At 64.3% G+C, this 14852-nt stretch carries 16 protein-coding genes; 3 read left to right on the plus strand and 13 right to left on the minus strand.

What is annotated here, in order from left to right:
• Positions 1-128: 128 nt before the first annotated feature.
• Both ACK8CP_RS02460 and ACK8CP_RS02465 read right to left on the minus strand, forming a co-directional pair.
• Positions 129-1121 carry a DmsE family decaheme c-type cytochrome gene (locus ACK8CP_RS02460; protein ID WP_414833239.1) on the minus strand — a complete coding sequence of 331 codons (993 nt, stop codon included), beginning with the start codon at positions 1119-1121 and terminating at the stop codon, positions 129-131.
• A 701-nt stretch (positions 1122-1822) separates the two neighbouring features.
• Entirely contained in the window at positions 1823-3709 is a 1887-nt protein-coding gene (locus ACK8CP_RS02465) for an ABC-F family ATP-binding cassette domain-containing protein (protein WP_234629364.1), read from the minus strand.
• A gap of 100 nt (positions 3710-3809) precedes the next feature.
• On the opposite strand from ACK8CP_RS02465, the gene ACK8CP_RS02470 reads away from it, so the two are divergent.
• Entirely contained in the window at positions 3810-4589 is a 780-nt protein-coding gene (locus ACK8CP_RS02470) for a dimethylarginine dimethylaminohydrolase family protein (RefSeq protein WP_414833240.1), read from the plus strand.
• Positions 4590-4601: 12 nt separating this feature from the next.
• Here ACK8CP_RS02470 and speB read toward each other — a convergent pair whose 3' ends face one another.
• The 5 genes from speB to ACK8CP_RS02495 form a co-directional block, all read right to left on the minus strand.
• On the minus strand, positions 4602-5555 hold the full coding sequence (gene speB / locus ACK8CP_RS02475) for an agmatinase (RefSeq protein WP_414833241.1): 954 nt from the start codon (positions 5553-5555) through the stop codon (positions 4602-4604).
• A gap of 109 nt (positions 5556-5664) precedes the next feature.
• Positions 5665-5802: a hypothetical protein gene (locus tag ACK8CP_RS02480; protein ID WP_414833242.1), complete on the minus strand. Its 138-nt coding sequence runs from the start codon at positions 5800-5802 to the stop codon at positions 5665-5667.
• 118 nt (positions 5803-5920) lie between these two features.
• The gene (rpsI, locus tag ACK8CP_RS02485; RefSeq protein ID WP_234628507.1) at positions 5921-6400 is read right to left on the minus strand and encodes a 30S ribosomal protein S9; all 480 of its coding nucleotides are present in this window, start codon (positions 6398-6400) and stop codon (positions 5921-5923) included.
• Complete coding sequence (rplM, locus tag ACK8CP_RS02490; protein WP_234628506.1) at positions 6401-6865, minus strand: 50S ribosomal protein L13; 465 nt, start codon at positions 6863-6865, stop codon at positions 6401-6403. It abuts the gene before it with no gap.
• Positions 6866-7040: 175 nt separating this feature from the next.
• Complete coding sequence (locus ACK8CP_RS02495) at positions 7041-7478, minus strand: PaaI family thioesterase (RefSeq protein WP_414833243.1); 438 nt, start codon at positions 7476-7478, stop codon at positions 7041-7043.
• 186 nt (positions 7479-7664) lie between these two features.
• Between ACK8CP_RS02495 and ACK8CP_RS02500 the strand changes: the two genes are divergently transcribed.
• Complete coding sequence (locus tag ACK8CP_RS02500; protein ID WP_414833244.1) at positions 7665-8093, plus strand: CoA-binding protein; 429 nt, start codon at positions 7665-7667, stop codon at positions 8091-8093.
• Positions 8094-8115: 22 nt separating this feature from the next.
• Here ACK8CP_RS02500 and ACK8CP_RS02505 read toward each other — a convergent pair whose 3' ends face one another.
• Entirely contained in the window at positions 8116-8598 is a 483-nt protein-coding gene (locus ACK8CP_RS02505; RefSeq protein WP_234628503.1) for a GNAT family N-acetyltransferase, read from the minus strand.
• Between the two features lie 147 nt (positions 8599-8745).
• On the opposite strand from ACK8CP_RS02505, the gene ACK8CP_RS02510 reads away from it, so the two are divergent.
• Positions 8746-10035 carry an O-acetylhomoserine aminocarboxypropyltransferase gene (locus tag ACK8CP_RS02510; protein ID WP_414833245.1) on the plus strand — a complete coding sequence of 430 codons (1290 nt, stop codon included), beginning with the start codon at positions 8746-8748 and terminating at the stop codon, positions 10033-10035.
• A 337-nt stretch (positions 10036-10372) separates the two neighbouring features.
• Here the strand turns inward: ACK8CP_RS02510 and ndk are convergent, their stop codons facing one another.
• The 5 genes from ndk to ACK8CP_RS02535 all read right to left on the minus strand — a co-directional run bounded on the left by ndk (position 10373) and on the right by ACK8CP_RS02535 (position 14844).
• Positions 10373-10795, minus strand: coding sequence for a nucleoside-diphosphate kinase (gene ndk, locus ACK8CP_RS02515; protein ID WP_128291487.1), 423 nt, complete (start codon positions 10793-10795; stop codon positions 10373-10375).
• 70 nt (positions 10796-10865) lie between these two features.
• Positions 10866-11783, minus strand: coding sequence for a hydrogen peroxide-inducible genes activator (locus tag ACK8CP_RS02520; RefSeq protein WP_234628501.1), 918 nt, complete (start codon positions 11781-11783; stop codon positions 10866-10868).
• Between the two features lie 225 nt (positions 11784-12008).
• Entirely contained in the window at positions 12009-13124 is a 1116-nt protein-coding gene (locus tag ACK8CP_RS02525) for an AbrB family transcriptional regulator (RefSeq protein ID WP_414833246.1), read from the minus strand.
• A gap of 161 nt (positions 13125-13285) precedes the next feature.
• The gene (locus tag ACK8CP_RS02530) at positions 13286-14350 is read right to left on the minus strand and encodes an NAD(P)H-dependent flavin oxidoreductase (RefSeq protein ID WP_414833247.1); all 1065 of its coding nucleotides are present in this window, start codon (positions 14348-14350) and stop codon (positions 13286-13288) included.
• A gap of 41 nt (positions 14351-14391) precedes the next feature.
• Positions 14392-14844: a BLUF domain-containing protein gene (locus tag ACK8CP_RS02535; RefSeq protein WP_234628498.1), complete on the minus strand. Its 453-nt coding sequence runs from the start codon at positions 14842-14844 to the stop codon at positions 14392-14394.
• Between the last annotated feature and the right edge of the window lie 8 nt (positions 14845-14852).

The following is a 14852-nucleotide window of genomic DNA, read 5'->3' on the forward strand; positions in this document are numbered from 1 at the left end:
TCCTCCCCCCAGAGAAATGTCTTCAGGCCTTGGCGTGTGAGCGAAGCTCCTTGCGTGTCGTTGCTTTTTGGGTGGCTGCGGGGCGGTGCTTGCGAAACCTGCACGCGCCCCGCGCCTCCCCCCTATGGCTAGCGGTGCCAGCGCCTCCCTGACGGGCTGTTGGAGCCGTGGATGTTCGTGTGGCAGTTCTGGCAGGCGCTGTTGACCATGTAGCGGTTGGAGCTGATGCCGAGCGCGGGGTTGCCGAGATGGCGACCCGGCGTATGGCAGCGCTGGCACAGCCGCGGCCGCATCACCGTCAGAAGGTTGCGGTTCATGGAGCCGTGCGGTTCGTGGCAGTTGAGGCAGTTCTCGCGCACCGGCGGATGCTCGAAGAGGAACGGCCCGCGCTTGTCGGCATGGCAGGTGTAGCAGACGTCGTTGACGGTCGCTTCCTTCAGCATCTTGTCGTGCGGGCCGCCGTGTGGGTTGTGGCAGCTGCCGCAATCCATCTTGCCCTCGCGCATCGGCATATGGGCGGTGCGCACCGAGTGGGCGCGGCGGTCCTTGTGACACTGGAAGCAGGTGTCCATGACGTTGCCCTTGGCCATCTGCATGCGGGGCGAGGTCCGGCGCATCACCGTATGGCAACTGGTGCAGGCGACACCGCGGGTTTGATGGACGGAGCCGCGCCAGTAGGTCCGGTCGCCCTTTTCGTGGCAGGTCAGGCAGATGCCGTTGATGTCAGCCGCCGAGGAACGCGGGTCGTTCGGACGAAAGGAACGAATGACGCCGGTGCCGATGTCGTTGCGACCGCCGCCGGCGTTGACGTGCGAGGAGCCGGGTCCGTGGCAGCTCTCGCATTCCATCTTGCCGCCGACGGTGTGATGCCCGGTCTCCAGGAGACGGCCCATCACCGTCAGCTTGAACTCGTCGAAGGAGCCCGCATGACACACGCGGCATGGCTCTGAGCCGACGTAATGGGCACCGACCGCGGCCCCGCTTGCCGTGACCTGCAGCACGTCCTGGCGCGGCAGGCCCTTCAGCGTATCTTCCCGCGACAGAAGATCCATGGCCATCTGGGCGGTGTCCGCCGTCTGCGTCTTGGCAGAATCAGGGACGAAGACCGTGGCAGCCAGCAAGACGATCGGAATCAGGAAAATAGCAATCGTCGGTCGCCGACCTGCCGATAAGGCAATAGAGATCGCGCGGCCTACACCGCTGGCTAGTATCATCGATTTCCCCCCTCATCTAGCGCTTAAGCGCTAGGGCAATTCCGCCCAGATTTATTGTATCCGCGGAGAACTACGCAAAATGCATAGTCCAGGCACGGTTGTTCCTGGATACGTTTGCCATTTCATTGCAGGGTAAGGGGCGTAATTTGGAATTGTCAATTATGAAATTAGAAAATTTTGTATGTTCGCAAGTGCAAAATGGAGTTTTACGTGAGTCTCGTAAGTAAATTAGAATTATTACAAGAACTATATATGGAATATTTTGGCGTATTTTATGCCGAGCGCATGATGTGTTGATTTTGCAAGGGCTTGGCGGTGCGTGAGGGCGGCCGAGCTCGCGTGGTGGAGCATCGATTACAACTCCGTCGCCCCAGAGGATGTCGGGATGATGGGGATGCTTCGAGCCGCGAAACGGCGCACGCTGGCTGCCGCACAGGGCGTGAATCATCGTATTCGTTTTGCGGGGCGGAATCGGGCTGAACACGCCCCACCCCAACGTCTTCCGCTATCGCCGCCGCGAACGCTGTCCCTGCCGAGGCGCGCCAAGTGTCTTGCCTTCGTCGAACACGCTGCGACGAAGATCCGGATTTGGCGTGGGCAATGGTGGCTCAGGCCGCGTCAGGTTCGCGGCCGAGTTCCTCCAGCATGGCCCCAAGCTCGATCCAGCGCTCTTCCAGCCGTTCCAGCATGGCCGCTTTCTCGCCGCGCTTCTTGGCGAGCGCAGCGGCCTTTTCGGGCATGGCGCGATGCAGAGCGGGTGACGCGAGTTCCTCGTCCAGGGCTTCGATCTCGCTCGTGAAGACGTCGATCAGCCGCTCGCATTCCTTGAGCTTTTGGCGCAGGGGTGCCGAGGCACGGCGCTTGTCTGCCTGCTTCTGCCGGCCGGCTGCCGGTGCTGCGACGACCTTTTCCGCCACCGGCTTTTTCGCCGGGCCTTCGAGCACTTCGCGGCGATAGTCTTCGATGTCGCCGTCATAGGGTGCGACGGTGCCTTTCGAGGTCAGCCAGAGCCTGTCGACGGAGGCCTCGATCAAATGGCGATCATGGCTGATCAGGATGACGGCGCCCGAATAATCGTTGAGGGCATGGATGAGCGCCTCGCGGCTGTCGACGTCGAGATGGTTGGTCGGCTCGTCGAGGATGAGGAGATGCGGCCGGCCGAGCGTGGCGAGGCCCATCAACAGACGCGCCTTTTCACCGCCGGAGAGGTCCTTCGCCTTGGTGTCCATCTTCTGCGTGGCGAGCCCCATCTGCGCGACGCGGGCGCGAAGCTGCGGCTCCGAAAGGTCGGGGAGGCGCGCGCGGATGTGCTCCACCGCCGACTGGCCCGGAATGAGCTCGTCGAGCTGGTGCTGCGCGAAAAAGCCGATCTTGAGCTTGTTGGAGCGCTTGAAGGTTCCGGCCTCGGCCTCGAGCTGGCCTGAAATCAGCTTGGCGAAGGTCGATTTGCCGTTGCCGTTGGCGCCGAGGAGCGCGATGCGGTCATCGTCGTCGATCCTGAGATTGAGGTTCGTCAGGATCGGGTGGCCGGGCTCGTAGCCGACCGAAACGCCTTCGAGCTGCAGGATCGGCGGGGCGGCGCGCTTTTCCGGATCCGGGAAGCGGAAGGGCAGGACCGTCTCGTCGGCGATCGTGGAGACCGGCTGCAGCTTGGCGAGCGCCTTCAATCGCGACTGCGCCTGACGCGCTTTCGACGCCTTGGCGCGGAAGCGGTCGACGAAAGCCTCCATGTGCTTGCGCTGCGCTTCCTGCTTGTCCTTGAGCTTGGCCTGCAGGGCCTGACGCTCGGCGCGCTGGCGCTCAAAACTGTCGTAACCGCCGGAATAGGTGGTGAGTTTGTGCTCCGACAGATGCACGATCATGCGCACCGCGTTGTTCAAGAGATCGCGGTCGTGGGAAATCAGGATCGCCGAATGCCGGTAGCGAGCGATGTAGCGCTCCAGCCACAACGAACCTTCGAGATCGAGATAGTTCGTCGGCTCGTCGAGGAGGAGAAGGTCGGGCTCGGTGAAGAGAACGGCGGCGAGGGCGACGCGCATGCGCCAGCCGCCGGAGAATTCCGAGCAGGGACGGTTCTGCGCCTCTTCGTCGAAGCCGAGGCCTTTCAGAATGCGGGCGGCACGCGCTTCCGCCTCATGGGCGCCGATTTCGGCAAGGCGGGTGTGGATCTCGCCGATGCGGGCGCCTTCCTTGGCCGTCTCCGTCTCGGCCAGAAGCCGGCTGCGCTCTTCGTCGGCGGCAAGCACGGTTTCGATCAGTGTCTCCGGGCCGCCTGGGGCTTCCTGCAGCACGCGGCCGATGCGGGCGCGCTTGGGCAGGATGATCTCGCCCTCATCGGGCGCGATGTCGCCCGCGATGGCGCGAAACAGCGTGGTCTTGCCGGCGCCGTTCTTGCCGACGAAGCCCACCTTCGAGCCCGCGGGAAGGTTGAGGCTCGCCTTGTCGATGAGGGTGCGCCCGGCGATGCGGAGCGTGATGTTTGAAAGCTGCAGCATGGCGAGGGCATAGAGGCTCCGCCGGGCGAAAGGCAAGCGGTTCGCGTCACGCGCGCTCTTGGCGCTTGCAATGCGCATGAGCCGCGGCTACCGCCCTTGCATGTCACACGATCCTTTCCCTGCTTACCGTTTCTCTCGCGCGCTTCTGCGCGAGCCGGCGGCAAGCGTCGTCTGCGGTCTGCGTGCGGTCGACCGCGGCGACCCGAGCCTTGAACTTTTCCATCTCGAGCATGCCGCCTATCGGGCCATCCTCGAGAATGCGGGACTTGAGACGCATGTCCTGCCGGCGCTTTCCGACTGGCCCGATTCCGTCTTCATCGAGGATCCGGCGATGGTGCTGCCGGAAGGCGCCATTCTCTTCCGGATGGCGGCGCCGAGCCGTGCCGGCGAGCCGAACACGGTGCGCGAGGCGCTTGAGACGTTCGTGCCGGTGACGCCGCTGGAAAACGGTCATGTCGACGGCGGCGACATCCTCGTCACCGGGCCCAAGATCTTTGCTGGCCTGTCGAAGCGCACCGACAAAGAAGGGCTCGATGCGATGGGCGCGATCGTGTCCGGCTGGGGCTATGAGCTCGTCGGCGTCGACATGCCGGAGGGGCTTCTGCATTTGAAGACCGGCTGCGCACTTCTCGACGAAGAGACGATCCTGGCGGTGGAGCCGCTCAAGGAGACGTTTTCAGATTTTCGCGTTCTGACGATGCCGGAAGGCGAGGAGGCGGCGGCCAACGCCGTCCGCGTCAACGATATCGTGCTTCTCGCCGCCGGTTATCCGCGCACCGAGGAGCTCCTCGACCGCTGGGGCTACAATGTGCGCACCACGAAGGTGAGCCAGGCGCAGCTTCTCGATGGCGGGCTGTCCTGTCTGTCGATCCGGTTTTGAGGTTCCGGGCGCTCAGCGCCCGGCACGCTTCAATGCCAGCAGGCCGAGATAATGCTGGGCCACCGTGGAGGCGGCGATCGCCGTGATGTCGGCGTGGTCGTAGGGCGGTGAGACCTCTACGACGTCGCCGCCGACAAAATTTACGGTTTTGAGGCCGGCAAGCGTCATCAGCGCCTGCGCGGAGCTCGGTCCGCCCGAGACCGGGGTGCCGGTGCCCGGCGCAAAGGCCGGGTCGAGGCAGTCGATGTCGAAGGTGAGATAGGCCGGCTGGTCGCCGACGCGCTCGGCGATGCGATCCGCCGTCTCGTCGGCATGCATGCGCTGCCAGTCATAGGCGGAGATGATCTCGATGCCGCAGGTCTCCGGCGCGTGCGTGCGGATGCCGATCTGGATCGATCGTTCGGGGTCGATGATGCCTTCGCGCACGGCGCGCAGCACGAAGGAGCCATGCGAGAGCTTCGAGCCGTCGTCGTCCCAGGTGTCCTGGTGGGCGTCGAACTGGATGAGGGCGAGCGGTCCGTGGCGTTTGGCATGCGCCTTCAGGAGCGGCCAGGTGGAATAATGATCGCCACCGAGGGTGAAGAGATGCACGCCGGCCGACAGGATCGTCTCGATTTCCGCCTCGATCGCGGCCGTGAGTTTCTCCGGATGATGCAGCGGCAGATCGACATCGCCGTAATCGACGACCGCGAGATTTTCGAAAATGTCGATGCCCCACGGATATTGCGGATCGCCGTCGAAGATCGCCGAGGCGCGGCGGATCGCCTGCGGGCCGAAACGGGCCCCCGGGCGGTTCGTCACCGTGATGTCGAGCGGAATGCCGAGGATGGCGACATCGACGCCTGTGAGGTCGCGGGAATACTTCCGCCGCATGAAGGACAGGGCGCCGGCATAGGTCGGGTCGGCAGCGCCGCCTTTGAGCTCTTTGGCGCGGAAGGCGTGGTCGATTGCAGGCTTTTCAGACATGGCTCGCCTCTAGCAGGTGTGGGCGCCGGAAACCAGCGGCGGCGCCGCCAAGAGAGAGGAAACCGGAAACGGAGGCTTTGTTTCGGGCCAACGTGGGATGTCCGTCCAGCTATTCCGCGAGGCCGTGGCGATGGCGCAGCTCTGCCTCGCGCCGGTCGAGCCGGCGGCCCCAGACCCAGAAAACGAACAGGCCAACAAACCCAAAAATGACGGCCGCAATCGGCGGCCAGAGCGGGAGATCAGACACTTCCTTCCTCCGCCTTGAGCCTTCGTTGTGGATGAATAGCAGGCGAAGGGGAAGTCTTCACAACAAAAAGGGCGGGTCCGAAGACCCGCCCCTTGAGAACCCAAAAGAGAAACGCCGATTAGCGCTTGGAGAACTGGAACGAACGACGCGCCTTGGCACGGCCGTACTTCTTGCGCTCGACCACGCGGGAATCGCGGGTGAGGAAGCCGACCTTCTTCAGGATGCCGCGCAGCTCCGGCTCATAATGCGTGAGCGCCTTGGAGATGCCGTGACGCAGCGCGCCCGCCTGGCCCGACAGGCCGCCGCCGGAGACGGTCGCCATGATGTCGTACTGGCCATTGCGGTCGGCGACGAGGATCGGCTGCTCGATGATCATCTGCAGCACCGGACGACCGAAGTAATCCGTGTAGTCCTTGTCGTTGACGGTGATGCGGCCGGAACCCGGCTTCACCCAGACGCGGGCGACGGCGTCCTTGCGCTTGCCGGTGGCATAGGCGCGGCCGTACTCGTCCAGCTTCTGGACATGGACGGGAGCCTCCGGCTGGGCCGCAGCCTCGGTGCCGCTGAGCTCCGAGAGGTCTTGAAGCGTTTCAGCCATTTAGAAAACCCTCACATTCTTCTTGGAGAGGGCGGCGACGTCGAGCGTCTCCGGCTGCTGGGCGGCATGGGGATGCTCCGGCCCTGCATAGACCCTCAGATTCTTCAGCTGCTGGCGCCCGAGTGGGCCGCTCGGAAGCATGCGCTCCACGGCCTTCTCCACGACGCGCTCCGGGAAACGGCCTTCGATCAGCTTGCGCGCGGTGCGCTCCTTGATGCCGCCCGGATAACCCGTGTGCCAATAGTACTTCTTCTGGTCGAGCTTCTTGCCGGTGAAAACGACCTTGTCGGCGTTGATCACCACGACATTGTCGCCGTCGTCCATATGCGGCGTGTAGCTCGGCTTGTGCTTGCCGCGGAGATGCATCGCGACGAGGGTCGCCAGACGACCGACGACCAGTCCGTCGCCGTCAATGACGATCCACTTCTTCTCGATGTCCGCCGCTTTTGCGGAATAGGTTTTCATCTTCGTCCTCTTTCGGGGAACCTCAGCAATGAGGTAAGGGCGACCTCAGCCGGCCGGTGAGCCGATGGCTGGCGCCCGATCGCGCGGCAGATAGGCGGAGAGGCCTGTCATTGTCAAGCGCTGCTGGAGAAAAAGCCCAAAAATCAGAAGCTTGCGGGAGTGGTATTATTATACCTCAAGTGCGGTCGGGAGGAATCGAATAGGTGGCGGTGGCATGTGCGACAAGAGCCTCGTCATCGGGTGGGGCGATGGCGATCTCGGTGACGGCAAGTCGTTTGCCGAGCTTGAGAATCCGGCAAGTGCCAAGGAGTGCGCCGGGCGATGGCATGCGCAGGAAATTGATCGAGAGGTTGGTGGTGACGGCGAGCGCGACCGGGCCGATATGCGCGAGAATCGCGGCATAGGCGGCGAGATCTGCGAGCGAAAAAAGTGTCGGACCGGACACTGTGCCGCCCGGTCGGAGGTGAGCTTCCGATGCGTCGAGACGCATGACCGCTTCCCCCGGCGCGACTTTGACGACCGTGAAGGCGCGGCCATGCAGATGGATCTGCGGGAATTCCTTTTCCAGGAAGGCTTCCACCTCCGCTTCATTCATCACCGGCGCAAACGTCATTCTTCCTCCCCTTCGGGTTTTTCTTTGCGGACAAAGAGTAGGTCACGACAGCGGGGATGCGCCAGCGGCGATCCTGGCGGAAGGCGCGATCGAATCGCGATGCGGCGCGCCATGTCCCACAGGCAAAGTCACATTGGGGGCGAGGTCGGGCTTGTCGTGGCGTCCGGACGGAACAGATGAAGGCGCATGAGCCAGCTTTCCTATTCCGACGATTTCATCCGCTCCATCCTCACGGATACGAAGACGATCGCCGTCGTCGGCGCTTCGCCGAAGGCGGTGCGGCCGAGTTACGGCGTCAGTCAATTCCTGATCCGTCAGGGCTATGAGGTCTATCCGATCAATCCCGGCGAGCCGGACGAGACGATCGAAGGGCGGGCGTTTCTGCCCTCGCTCGCCGAGGTGCCGGTCGCGATCGACATGGTCGATGTCTTCCGCCGCTCGGAGGCCGTTGGTGGTGTCGTCGACGAAATCCTGAAACTTCAGCCGCTGCCGAAGGTGATCTGGATGCAGCTCGGGGTGCGCGACGACGCGGCAGCCGCGCGCGCGGAGGCTGCCGGCATCAAGGTCGTGATGGATCGGTGCCCGAAGATCGAATGGCCGCGCCTCCTCGGCTGAGCTTCCTCTCTATGCGGCGCGATCAGCCGCGGTCTTCGGCAAGGTCGAGAAGGGCCGCGCCTTCCGAGCGATAATACACCTTCGCGATCGGCGTCATGCCGACGCGCGCATAGAAGCGTTGTGCCGCCTCGTTCTCACCCGCTGTCGTCAGGTCGAGCCGGGCCCCGCCTTCCGCCAGAGCGACGCGGGCGGCTTCGCGCAGCAAGGCCTCGCCGATGCGCCGTCCGCGCGCTGACGCCGCGACGTAGAGTTCCTTCAACAGCCAGGCCGGGTGCATGTCCGGGCCGGGAAAGAGCTCGTAGAGGCAGGCAAGGCCGAGCGCTTCGTCTTCGAAGGCGCCGAGGATGGCGCGGCCGGGCAGGGGCTTCAGCGCGGCACGAAGGCGTGGCCGTGCCGTCTCGGCGTCGATGGCGGCTGCCCCCTCGTAATGGTGCTGCATTTCGATGAAGAGCGGGAGAAGCGTCTCGGTGTCGGTTTCCTCGGCACGGCGGATCGTGACGGTCATCTTTTGCTCCCAAGCCCCCAATTTCGGCAGACTTAGCAACATTTCCTCTTCGCGGCAGCCTCTCACAGAAAATCCGTCCTTTGCTCCGCGCCTCGCTTGCCGCTAAATCGGCCGACCGCAATCAACGAGAACGAAACGGGGAAGATCATGTCCGAAGACCGCACGCCCGGCTTTCACACACTCTCCATTCACGCCGGAGCGCAGCCGGATCCCACCACGCATGCGCGTACGACGCCGATCTACCAGACGACCTCCTATGTCTTCGATGACGCCGAGCAGGCCGCCAACCTCTTCGGGTTGAAGGCTTTCGGTAACATCTACACCCGCATCACGAATCCGACGACGGCGGTGCTGGAGGAGCGCGTCGCCGCGCTCGAGGGCGGCACGGCCGCGCTTGCCGTCGCCTCCGGCCATGCCGCGCAGATGCTCGTCATGCACACGCTGATGCAGCCGGGCGACGAGATCGTCGCGGCCAAGAAGCTCTATGGCGGCTCCATCAACCAGTTCGGCTTCTCCTTTCAGAATTTCGGCTGGAAGGTGAAATGGGCCGACACCGACAATCTGCAGAGTTTTGAAGAGGCGATCACGCCGCGCACGAAGGCGATCTTCATCGAATCGATCGCCAATCCGGGCGGCGTCGTCACCGACATCGCGGCGATCTCGGCGATCGCCAAGCGGGCCGGCGTGCCGCTCGTCGTCGACAACACGCTGGCGAGCCCGTATCTCTGCCGGCCGATCGAGCATGGCGCCGACATCGTCGTGCATTCGCTGACGAAGTTCATGGGCGGCCACGGCAATTCCATGGGCGGCGTGATCGTCGATGCCGGGTCCTTCAACTGGTCGCGCGAAGGCCGCTATCCGATGCTGTCGGAACCGCGGCCGGAATATCACGGCCTCGTGCTGCACGAGACGTTCGGCAATTTCGCCTTCGCCATCGCCTGCCGCGTGCTCGGCCTCCGCGATCTCGGACCGGCGCTGTCGCCCTTCAACGCCTTCCTGATTTTGACCGGCATCGAGACGCTGCCGCTCCGGATGCAGCGCCATTGCGACAACGCGCTCAAGGTGGCGGAATGGCTGTCGGGTCGGCCGGAGGTGTCCTGGGTCTCCTATGCCGGCCTGCCGGGCGACCGCTATCACAATCTGCAGAAGACATACGCGCCGAAAGGGGCGGGTGCGGTCCTCACCTTCGGTCTCGAAGGCGGCTACGATGCGGGCGTGAAGCTCGTGGAAAGCGTGAAGCTCTTCTCGCATCTCGCCAATATCGGCGACACGCGCTCGCTCATCATCCATCCGGCCTCGACCACGCACAGCCAGCTCACCGAAGAGCAGCTTCGCGCGGCGGGTGCGGGCTCCGATACGGTGCGGATCTCCGTCGGCATCGAGGATGTCGAGGACATCATCGCCGATCTGGAGCAGGCGCTCGCGAAGGGCGCTTAGGCGACCGGCTGAGGCCGATTTCCGGGGTTGCTATGCCTGTTCGCGGGGGCTTGCCGAGCCTCTCTCAACGGGCAGGGCGACCGTATCTGATGGGTGCTCCTGTCGGCAGGCTCCATTCCTCTCCCCGCTGGGGAGAGGTCGCCGCGAAGCGGCGGGTGAGGGGTGAGAGAGCCCAAGTCCCGTACGCTTGATGGACAGACCACCCCTCATCCGGCGCCTTCGGCGCCACCTTCTCCCCAACGGGGAGAAGAGGGGAGCGCCCTCGCGCGCTCCGGCCGCAAACAAAAAGGGCGAGGCCGCGGCCTCGCCCTTTGCCGTTCTGGAGAGCGGTCTGGCGTCAGCCGACGATCTCGTTGCCGGCGAAGAACTGGGCGATCTCGACAGCGGCCGTCTCCGGCGCGTCGGAGCCGTGCACCGAATTCTCGCCGACGGACTTCGCATGCGCCTTGCGGATGGTGCCTTCGGCGGCGTTCTCCGGATTGGTGGCGCCCATGACCTCACGGTACTTGGCGATCGCGCCTTCGCCTTCGAGAACCTGGACGACGACCGGGCCCGAAATCATGAAATCGACGAGCTCGCCGAAGAACGGGCGCTCTTTGTGCACGGCGTAGAAGGTCTCGGCCTGCTCGCGGGTCATCTTCACGCGCTTCTGCGCGACGATCCTGAGGCCGGCGGCCTCGATCATGGCGTTGATCGCGCCAGTGAGATTGCGGGCGGTGGCATCGGGTTTGATGATCGAAAAGGTGCGTTCTAGCGCCATCGGTGCATGTCCTTGCGGGGTTCGAAAAAGGAGAAAGGAAGCGGCTCTATAGCCTTGCCGCGCGTTCCGCTCAACCGGTGGCCGAAGCGGCGCTTGCGCTCAAGCCCGCATGCCATCCGGCGATCTGTGCGGCAAGCTCGCGAAACTGTGCCGCGCCCGGATGGCTCGCCCGCCAGGCCAATCCGATCTGGCGCTTCGGTGCCGGCTCGGCGAAGGGAAGCAGGCGAACGCGGCGGCTTTCGAGCCCGTTCGACGAGGTGAAGAGGGCGGGCAACAGCGACACGCCGCCGCCCGTTTCGACGAGTTCGATGATGGTCGCAAGATTGGTGACGCTGAGCTGCTCCGTATCCGGCGGAATGCGGCAGAAGGAGAGGATCTGATCGCGCAGGCAATGGCCTTCCTCGAGCAGGATCATCTCCACATCTTCGAGCGCGGCCATATCGGCGGCCTGCTTTCTCCCGAGAGGGCTGTCGGCGGCGACGGCGAGATAGAAGGGATCGTTGAAGAGGGGCGCTGCTTCGAGCCGCGGCTCGCCGGTCGGAAGGCTGATGATGATGCAGTCGAGGCGGTCGTCGAGAAGCTCGCGCATCAAGGTTTCGGTGATCGTCTCGCGCAGGCGGAGTTTCAGCTCCGGCAGGTTCTCTTTCATGAAGGGGAGAAGGCGCGGCAGAAGATAAGGACCGACGGACGGGATGATGCCGAGGCGCATCTCACCCGAGAGCGGACCGCGATAGCGCTCAGACAGGCCCTCGATGGCGCGCACCTCTGCGAGGACGGAAGCGGCACGCTCCACGACCTCCTTCCCGAAGCCCGTCAGACGCGCGCCGGAGGACAATCTTTCGACGAGGTCGAGGCCGAGCTGTTCTTCGAGCTCGCGGATCTGCGCCGACAGCGCCGGCTGCGTGACGCCGACGCGCCCGGCGGCCCGGCCGAAGTGTTCCGTCTCTGAAAGTGCTTGCAGATAGCGCAGTTGGCGAAGGGTGATCATCGATAGGGAAATCTAATCGGCGTTCTTGGATTAAGCATTGGACATTATGGCGATCTGGGTTCATAAGAACAGTTAAAATGTGCAAGCTTCAGGAAGGCGAGCCAGGCTAAGACCCGAATGCCTGATCGATCGATGGAGCAGGCCGAAGATTTCAGCCCGATAAGGCTCTTCACGCCCCCCGAAGAGCCCTTTGGCCGCGGAGAGCAATCTCCGCGGCCTTCCTTTTTAGGCCACAGGCGGTGCCGCCTTTCCCCTTTTGTCGATGCGCTCGGCGATCAGCCGCGCGAGACTTGGACCGACCAGCAAGACCGCGATGAAGCGGGCGATCTGCATGGCCATGACGAAGGGCATGTCGACGTCGGTCGAGGCCGCGATGATGGCGACGGAATCGGCGCCGCCCGGGCTGGTGGCGAGATAGGCCGTCAGGGGATCGATGCCGGTCGCCAAGGACAGCACAAGAGCGAAGAGCCCGCACAACGTGATGAGTGCCACGATGGCCGCGATCAGCCAGGGAAGGGCGCGCAGCGCGTAGAGCAGCAGAGGCCGCGTAAAGCGCAGGCCGATCCCCCAGCCGACGAGAAAATAGCTGATGGCAAGAAGCCAGGGCGGCAGCTCGATCTGAAGAAGGCCGAAATCCTGCAGGAGGACGCCGAAGAGCATCGACAGGATGAGGCCGCCCGCGGGAATGTTGAAGGCGAGCGCGAGGCCCGCGCTGACGACAGCCAGGGCGAGGGTTTCGCCAAAAGTCAGCCAGTGGATTGTGGGGAACCAGACTTTTCCGGCAAGCGCAGCTTCAGCCGCCTGCGGCACCCAGATTTCCGCCACCAGAGACGCCACGACCACGACGCAGACGACCCGCAGATATTGCATGAAGGCGACGAGGCGGGAATCGGCGCCATAGGCATCGGCCATCAGCACCATGGCTGTCGCGGCTCCTGGAAAGGCGCCCCAGATCGCCGTGGTGCCGGGAAGGATCCGGAACCATGTCAGCGCCGCACCGAGCGCGACGCTCGCACCAACGACGGCAATGAGGGTTATCAGAAAGACCGGCCAGTTGAAGAGCATCTCGCGCAGAAGCGGGGGCGTGATGCTGGTGGCGATCAGGCATCCGATGGCGCCTTGCGCGAGGTAGAAGGCCGTGCGCGGCACGGCGAGATCGGCCCCGGCGGCGGCCAGGAGAATGGCGCCGGCCATCGCCCCCATCAAAACGCCGGCGGCAAGATCGAGGCTCTCCAGGCCGACCGCAAGGAGAAGCGAGATGGCGAGGAGCGTCAGCCATTGCGCCGAGGGCGGCCACCCCGCCAGGCGGGGAAATCGGAACGGGCGGGGGCGCTGCGGCATGATGGGTTCGGCCTTGGCCGCGCCTTGAGGAGAGGACGCGAAAGGGAATCGGCGGGGTGACAAGTCTTTGAGTAGAGTGCGGCATTGCGGGCTATTTCAAGACCCGCGCGTATCCGTGACGTCGATCGCGCCTGCGAGGCGCCTTGGCGAGGCTCTCGCGCTCAGCCGTCCAGGTCGCGGATGAGGTCGGCCATCAAGTCGGAGACCGGGAGAGCGCGGGCAAGCGGCGCGCCCTGGCCGGCCCAATGTGGGCCGAAGCCCGTCTCTCCGGCTTTCTTGGCGGCGGCATTGAGCGCCTTTCCGGCGTCGTAGGCGATCGGATAATCGGGGATATCGCCGGGCGCGACGCTCTCGCCAAGCGTCGTGAAGCCGTTCGCCATGGAGCGCGCGGGGCGGCCCGAAATGGCGCGTGTCATGATGGTGTGATGGGCCTTGTCGCTCAGAAGCGCTGCGCGATAGGCCGCGTCGGCGGATGATTCCGGGCAGGCGATGAAGGCGGTGCCGAGCTGAGCCGCCGCGGCGCCCAGATCCAGGACCGCGCGGATGCCTGCCCCGTCCATGATGCCGCCGGCCGCCACGACGGGAATATCGAGCCTCTCGGCAAGCAGGCGTGTGAGGACGGATGTCGGCAGGCATTCGTCTGCACCGTCCGCATCGAAGATGCCGCGATGGCCGCCCGCCTCGTAGCCCTGGGCCACGATCACGTCGATGCCGGCGTCCACGGCGGATTGCGCCTCCGACAGAGAGGTGGCGGAGGCGAAGAGCACGATGCCGGCGTCTTTCAGCGCGGCGATGAATTCCGCCGGGGGCAGGCCGAAATGAAAACTGACGACCGCGGGGCGCTCCTCCACGAGCATGGCGAGAAGGTCGGGATTTGCGGCAAAGCTCCGATAGACCTCGCGCAGCGCCTGCGGCGGTTCGGCGCCGAAGCGGCTGAATTCCGGTCGCAGACGGTCGAGCCAGGCGCTTTCGCGCGCCGGATCGGCTCGTGCAGGCCGGTGGCAGAAGACGTTGACGTTGAAGGGTGCGCGGGTGGCGGCGCGGGTTTCGGCGATCATCGTCCGTGCCGTAGCCGTGTCGGTCGCGCCGATGCCGAGCGAGCCGAGGCCTCCAGCATTCGAGACGGCCGCCGCCATCGCGGGCGTGGAGACGCCGGCCATCGGCGCCTGAATGATCGGCCATTTGAGGCCGAGGCGATCTCTCAGGCGATGGTCGGTGAGATGCATGGAAGGCGGGTTCGCTTGTCTTTTCGAGACGCCTGGCGGCGTCAGGCCTCGATCAGTTCTTCGTCGATCGCGATTTCGCGCATGATGGAAAAGAGTCGCTCGCCCTGCATACGCGCTTCCTCAAAGCCGGTCTTGTCCCCGAGATGTGCAAAGAGGTTCTGACCTCTGCGAGACCGGCCGATAAAAGCCATCGACCAGTTCGGAAAGGCGCGTTCGGGCACGGGAAAGAAGAAGAGCACGTGCACGTCGCTATGGCGGGGATCGCGCTGGATGCGTTCGAACCCCTGTTCCAGGACGTCTCTTCGCCCTTCCAGCACCTGCGCAAAAATTCCGGAGTTGAAGATCAGGGCTCCCGTGATCTCGTCTGCAGTGTTGTTGAGTTGCGAGATCTCCAGAATCGCCGCGATTTCTCGGCTCACGACATCGTCGGGGCCTTCAATGCGATTGCGGCTGTAATAGACGAGACGATAAAGGTCCCGAGTGTCTGGGGTCATTCGCATTC

Origin of the sequence: Afifella sp. YEN Y35 (genome assembly GCF_047553465.1) — a bacterium.
Classification (GTDB): Bacteria; Pseudomonadota; Alphaproteobacteria; order Rhizobiales; family Afifellaceae; genus Afifella; species Afifella aestuarii.

Excerpts from the sequence above, each read along its gene's own strand:
- ACK8CP_RS02465 (WP_234629364.1), bottom strand. The coding sequence starts at position 3,709 with ATGCTGCAGCTTTCAAACATCACGCTCCGCATCGCCGGGCGCACCCTC.
- ACK8CP_RS02470 (WP_414833240.1), top strand. The coding sequence starts at position 3,810 with ATGTCACACGATCCTTTCCCTGCTTACCGTTTCTCTCGCGCGCTTCTG.
- speB (WP_414833241.1), bottom strand. The coding sequence starts at position 5,555 with ATGTCTGAAAAGCCTGCAATCGACCACGCCTTCCGCGCCAAAGAGCTC.
- rpsI (WP_234628507.1), bottom strand. The coding sequence starts at position 6,400 with ATGGCTGAAACGCTTCAAGACCTCTCGGAGCTCAGCGGCACCGAGGCT.
- rplM (WP_234628506.1), bottom strand. The coding sequence starts at position 6,865 with ATGAAAACCTATTCCGCAAAAGCGGCGGACATCGAGAAGAAGTGGATC.
- ACK8CP_RS02495 (WP_414833243.1), bottom strand. The coding sequence starts at position 7,478 with ATGACGTTTGCGCCGGTGATGAATGAAGCGGAGGTGGAAGCCTTCCTG.
- ACK8CP_RS02500 (WP_414833244.1), top strand. The coding sequence starts at position 7,665 with ATGAGCCAGCTTTCCTATTCCGACGATTTCATCCGCTCCATCCTCACG.
- ACK8CP_RS02505 (WP_234628503.1), bottom strand. The coding sequence starts at position 8,598 with ATGACCGTCACGATCCGCCGTGCCGAGGAAACCGACACCGAGACGCTT.
- ACK8CP_RS02510 (WP_414833245.1), top strand. The coding sequence starts at position 8,746 with ATGTCCGAAGACCGCACGCCCGGCTTTCACACACTCTCCATTCACGCC.
- ndk (WP_128291487.1), bottom strand. The coding sequence starts at position 10,795 with ATGGCGCTAGAACGCACCTTTTCGATCATCAAACCCGATGCCACCGCC.
- ACK8CP_RS02520 (WP_234628501.1), bottom strand. The coding sequence starts at position 11,783 with ATGATCACCCTTCGCCAACTGCGCTATCTGCAAGCACTTTCAGAGACG.
- ACK8CP_RS02525 (WP_414833246.1), bottom strand. The coding sequence starts at position 13,124 with ATGCCGCAGCGCCCCCGCCCGTTCCGATTTCCCCGCCTGGCGGGGTGG.
- ACK8CP_RS02530 (WP_414833247.1), bottom strand. The coding sequence starts at position 14,350 with ATGCATCTCACCGACCATCGCCTGAGAGATCGCCTCGGCCTCAAATGG.
- ACK8CP_RS02535 (WP_234628498.1), bottom strand. The coding sequence starts at position 14,844 with ATGACCCCAGACACTCGGGACCTTTATCGTCTCGTCTATTACAGCCGC.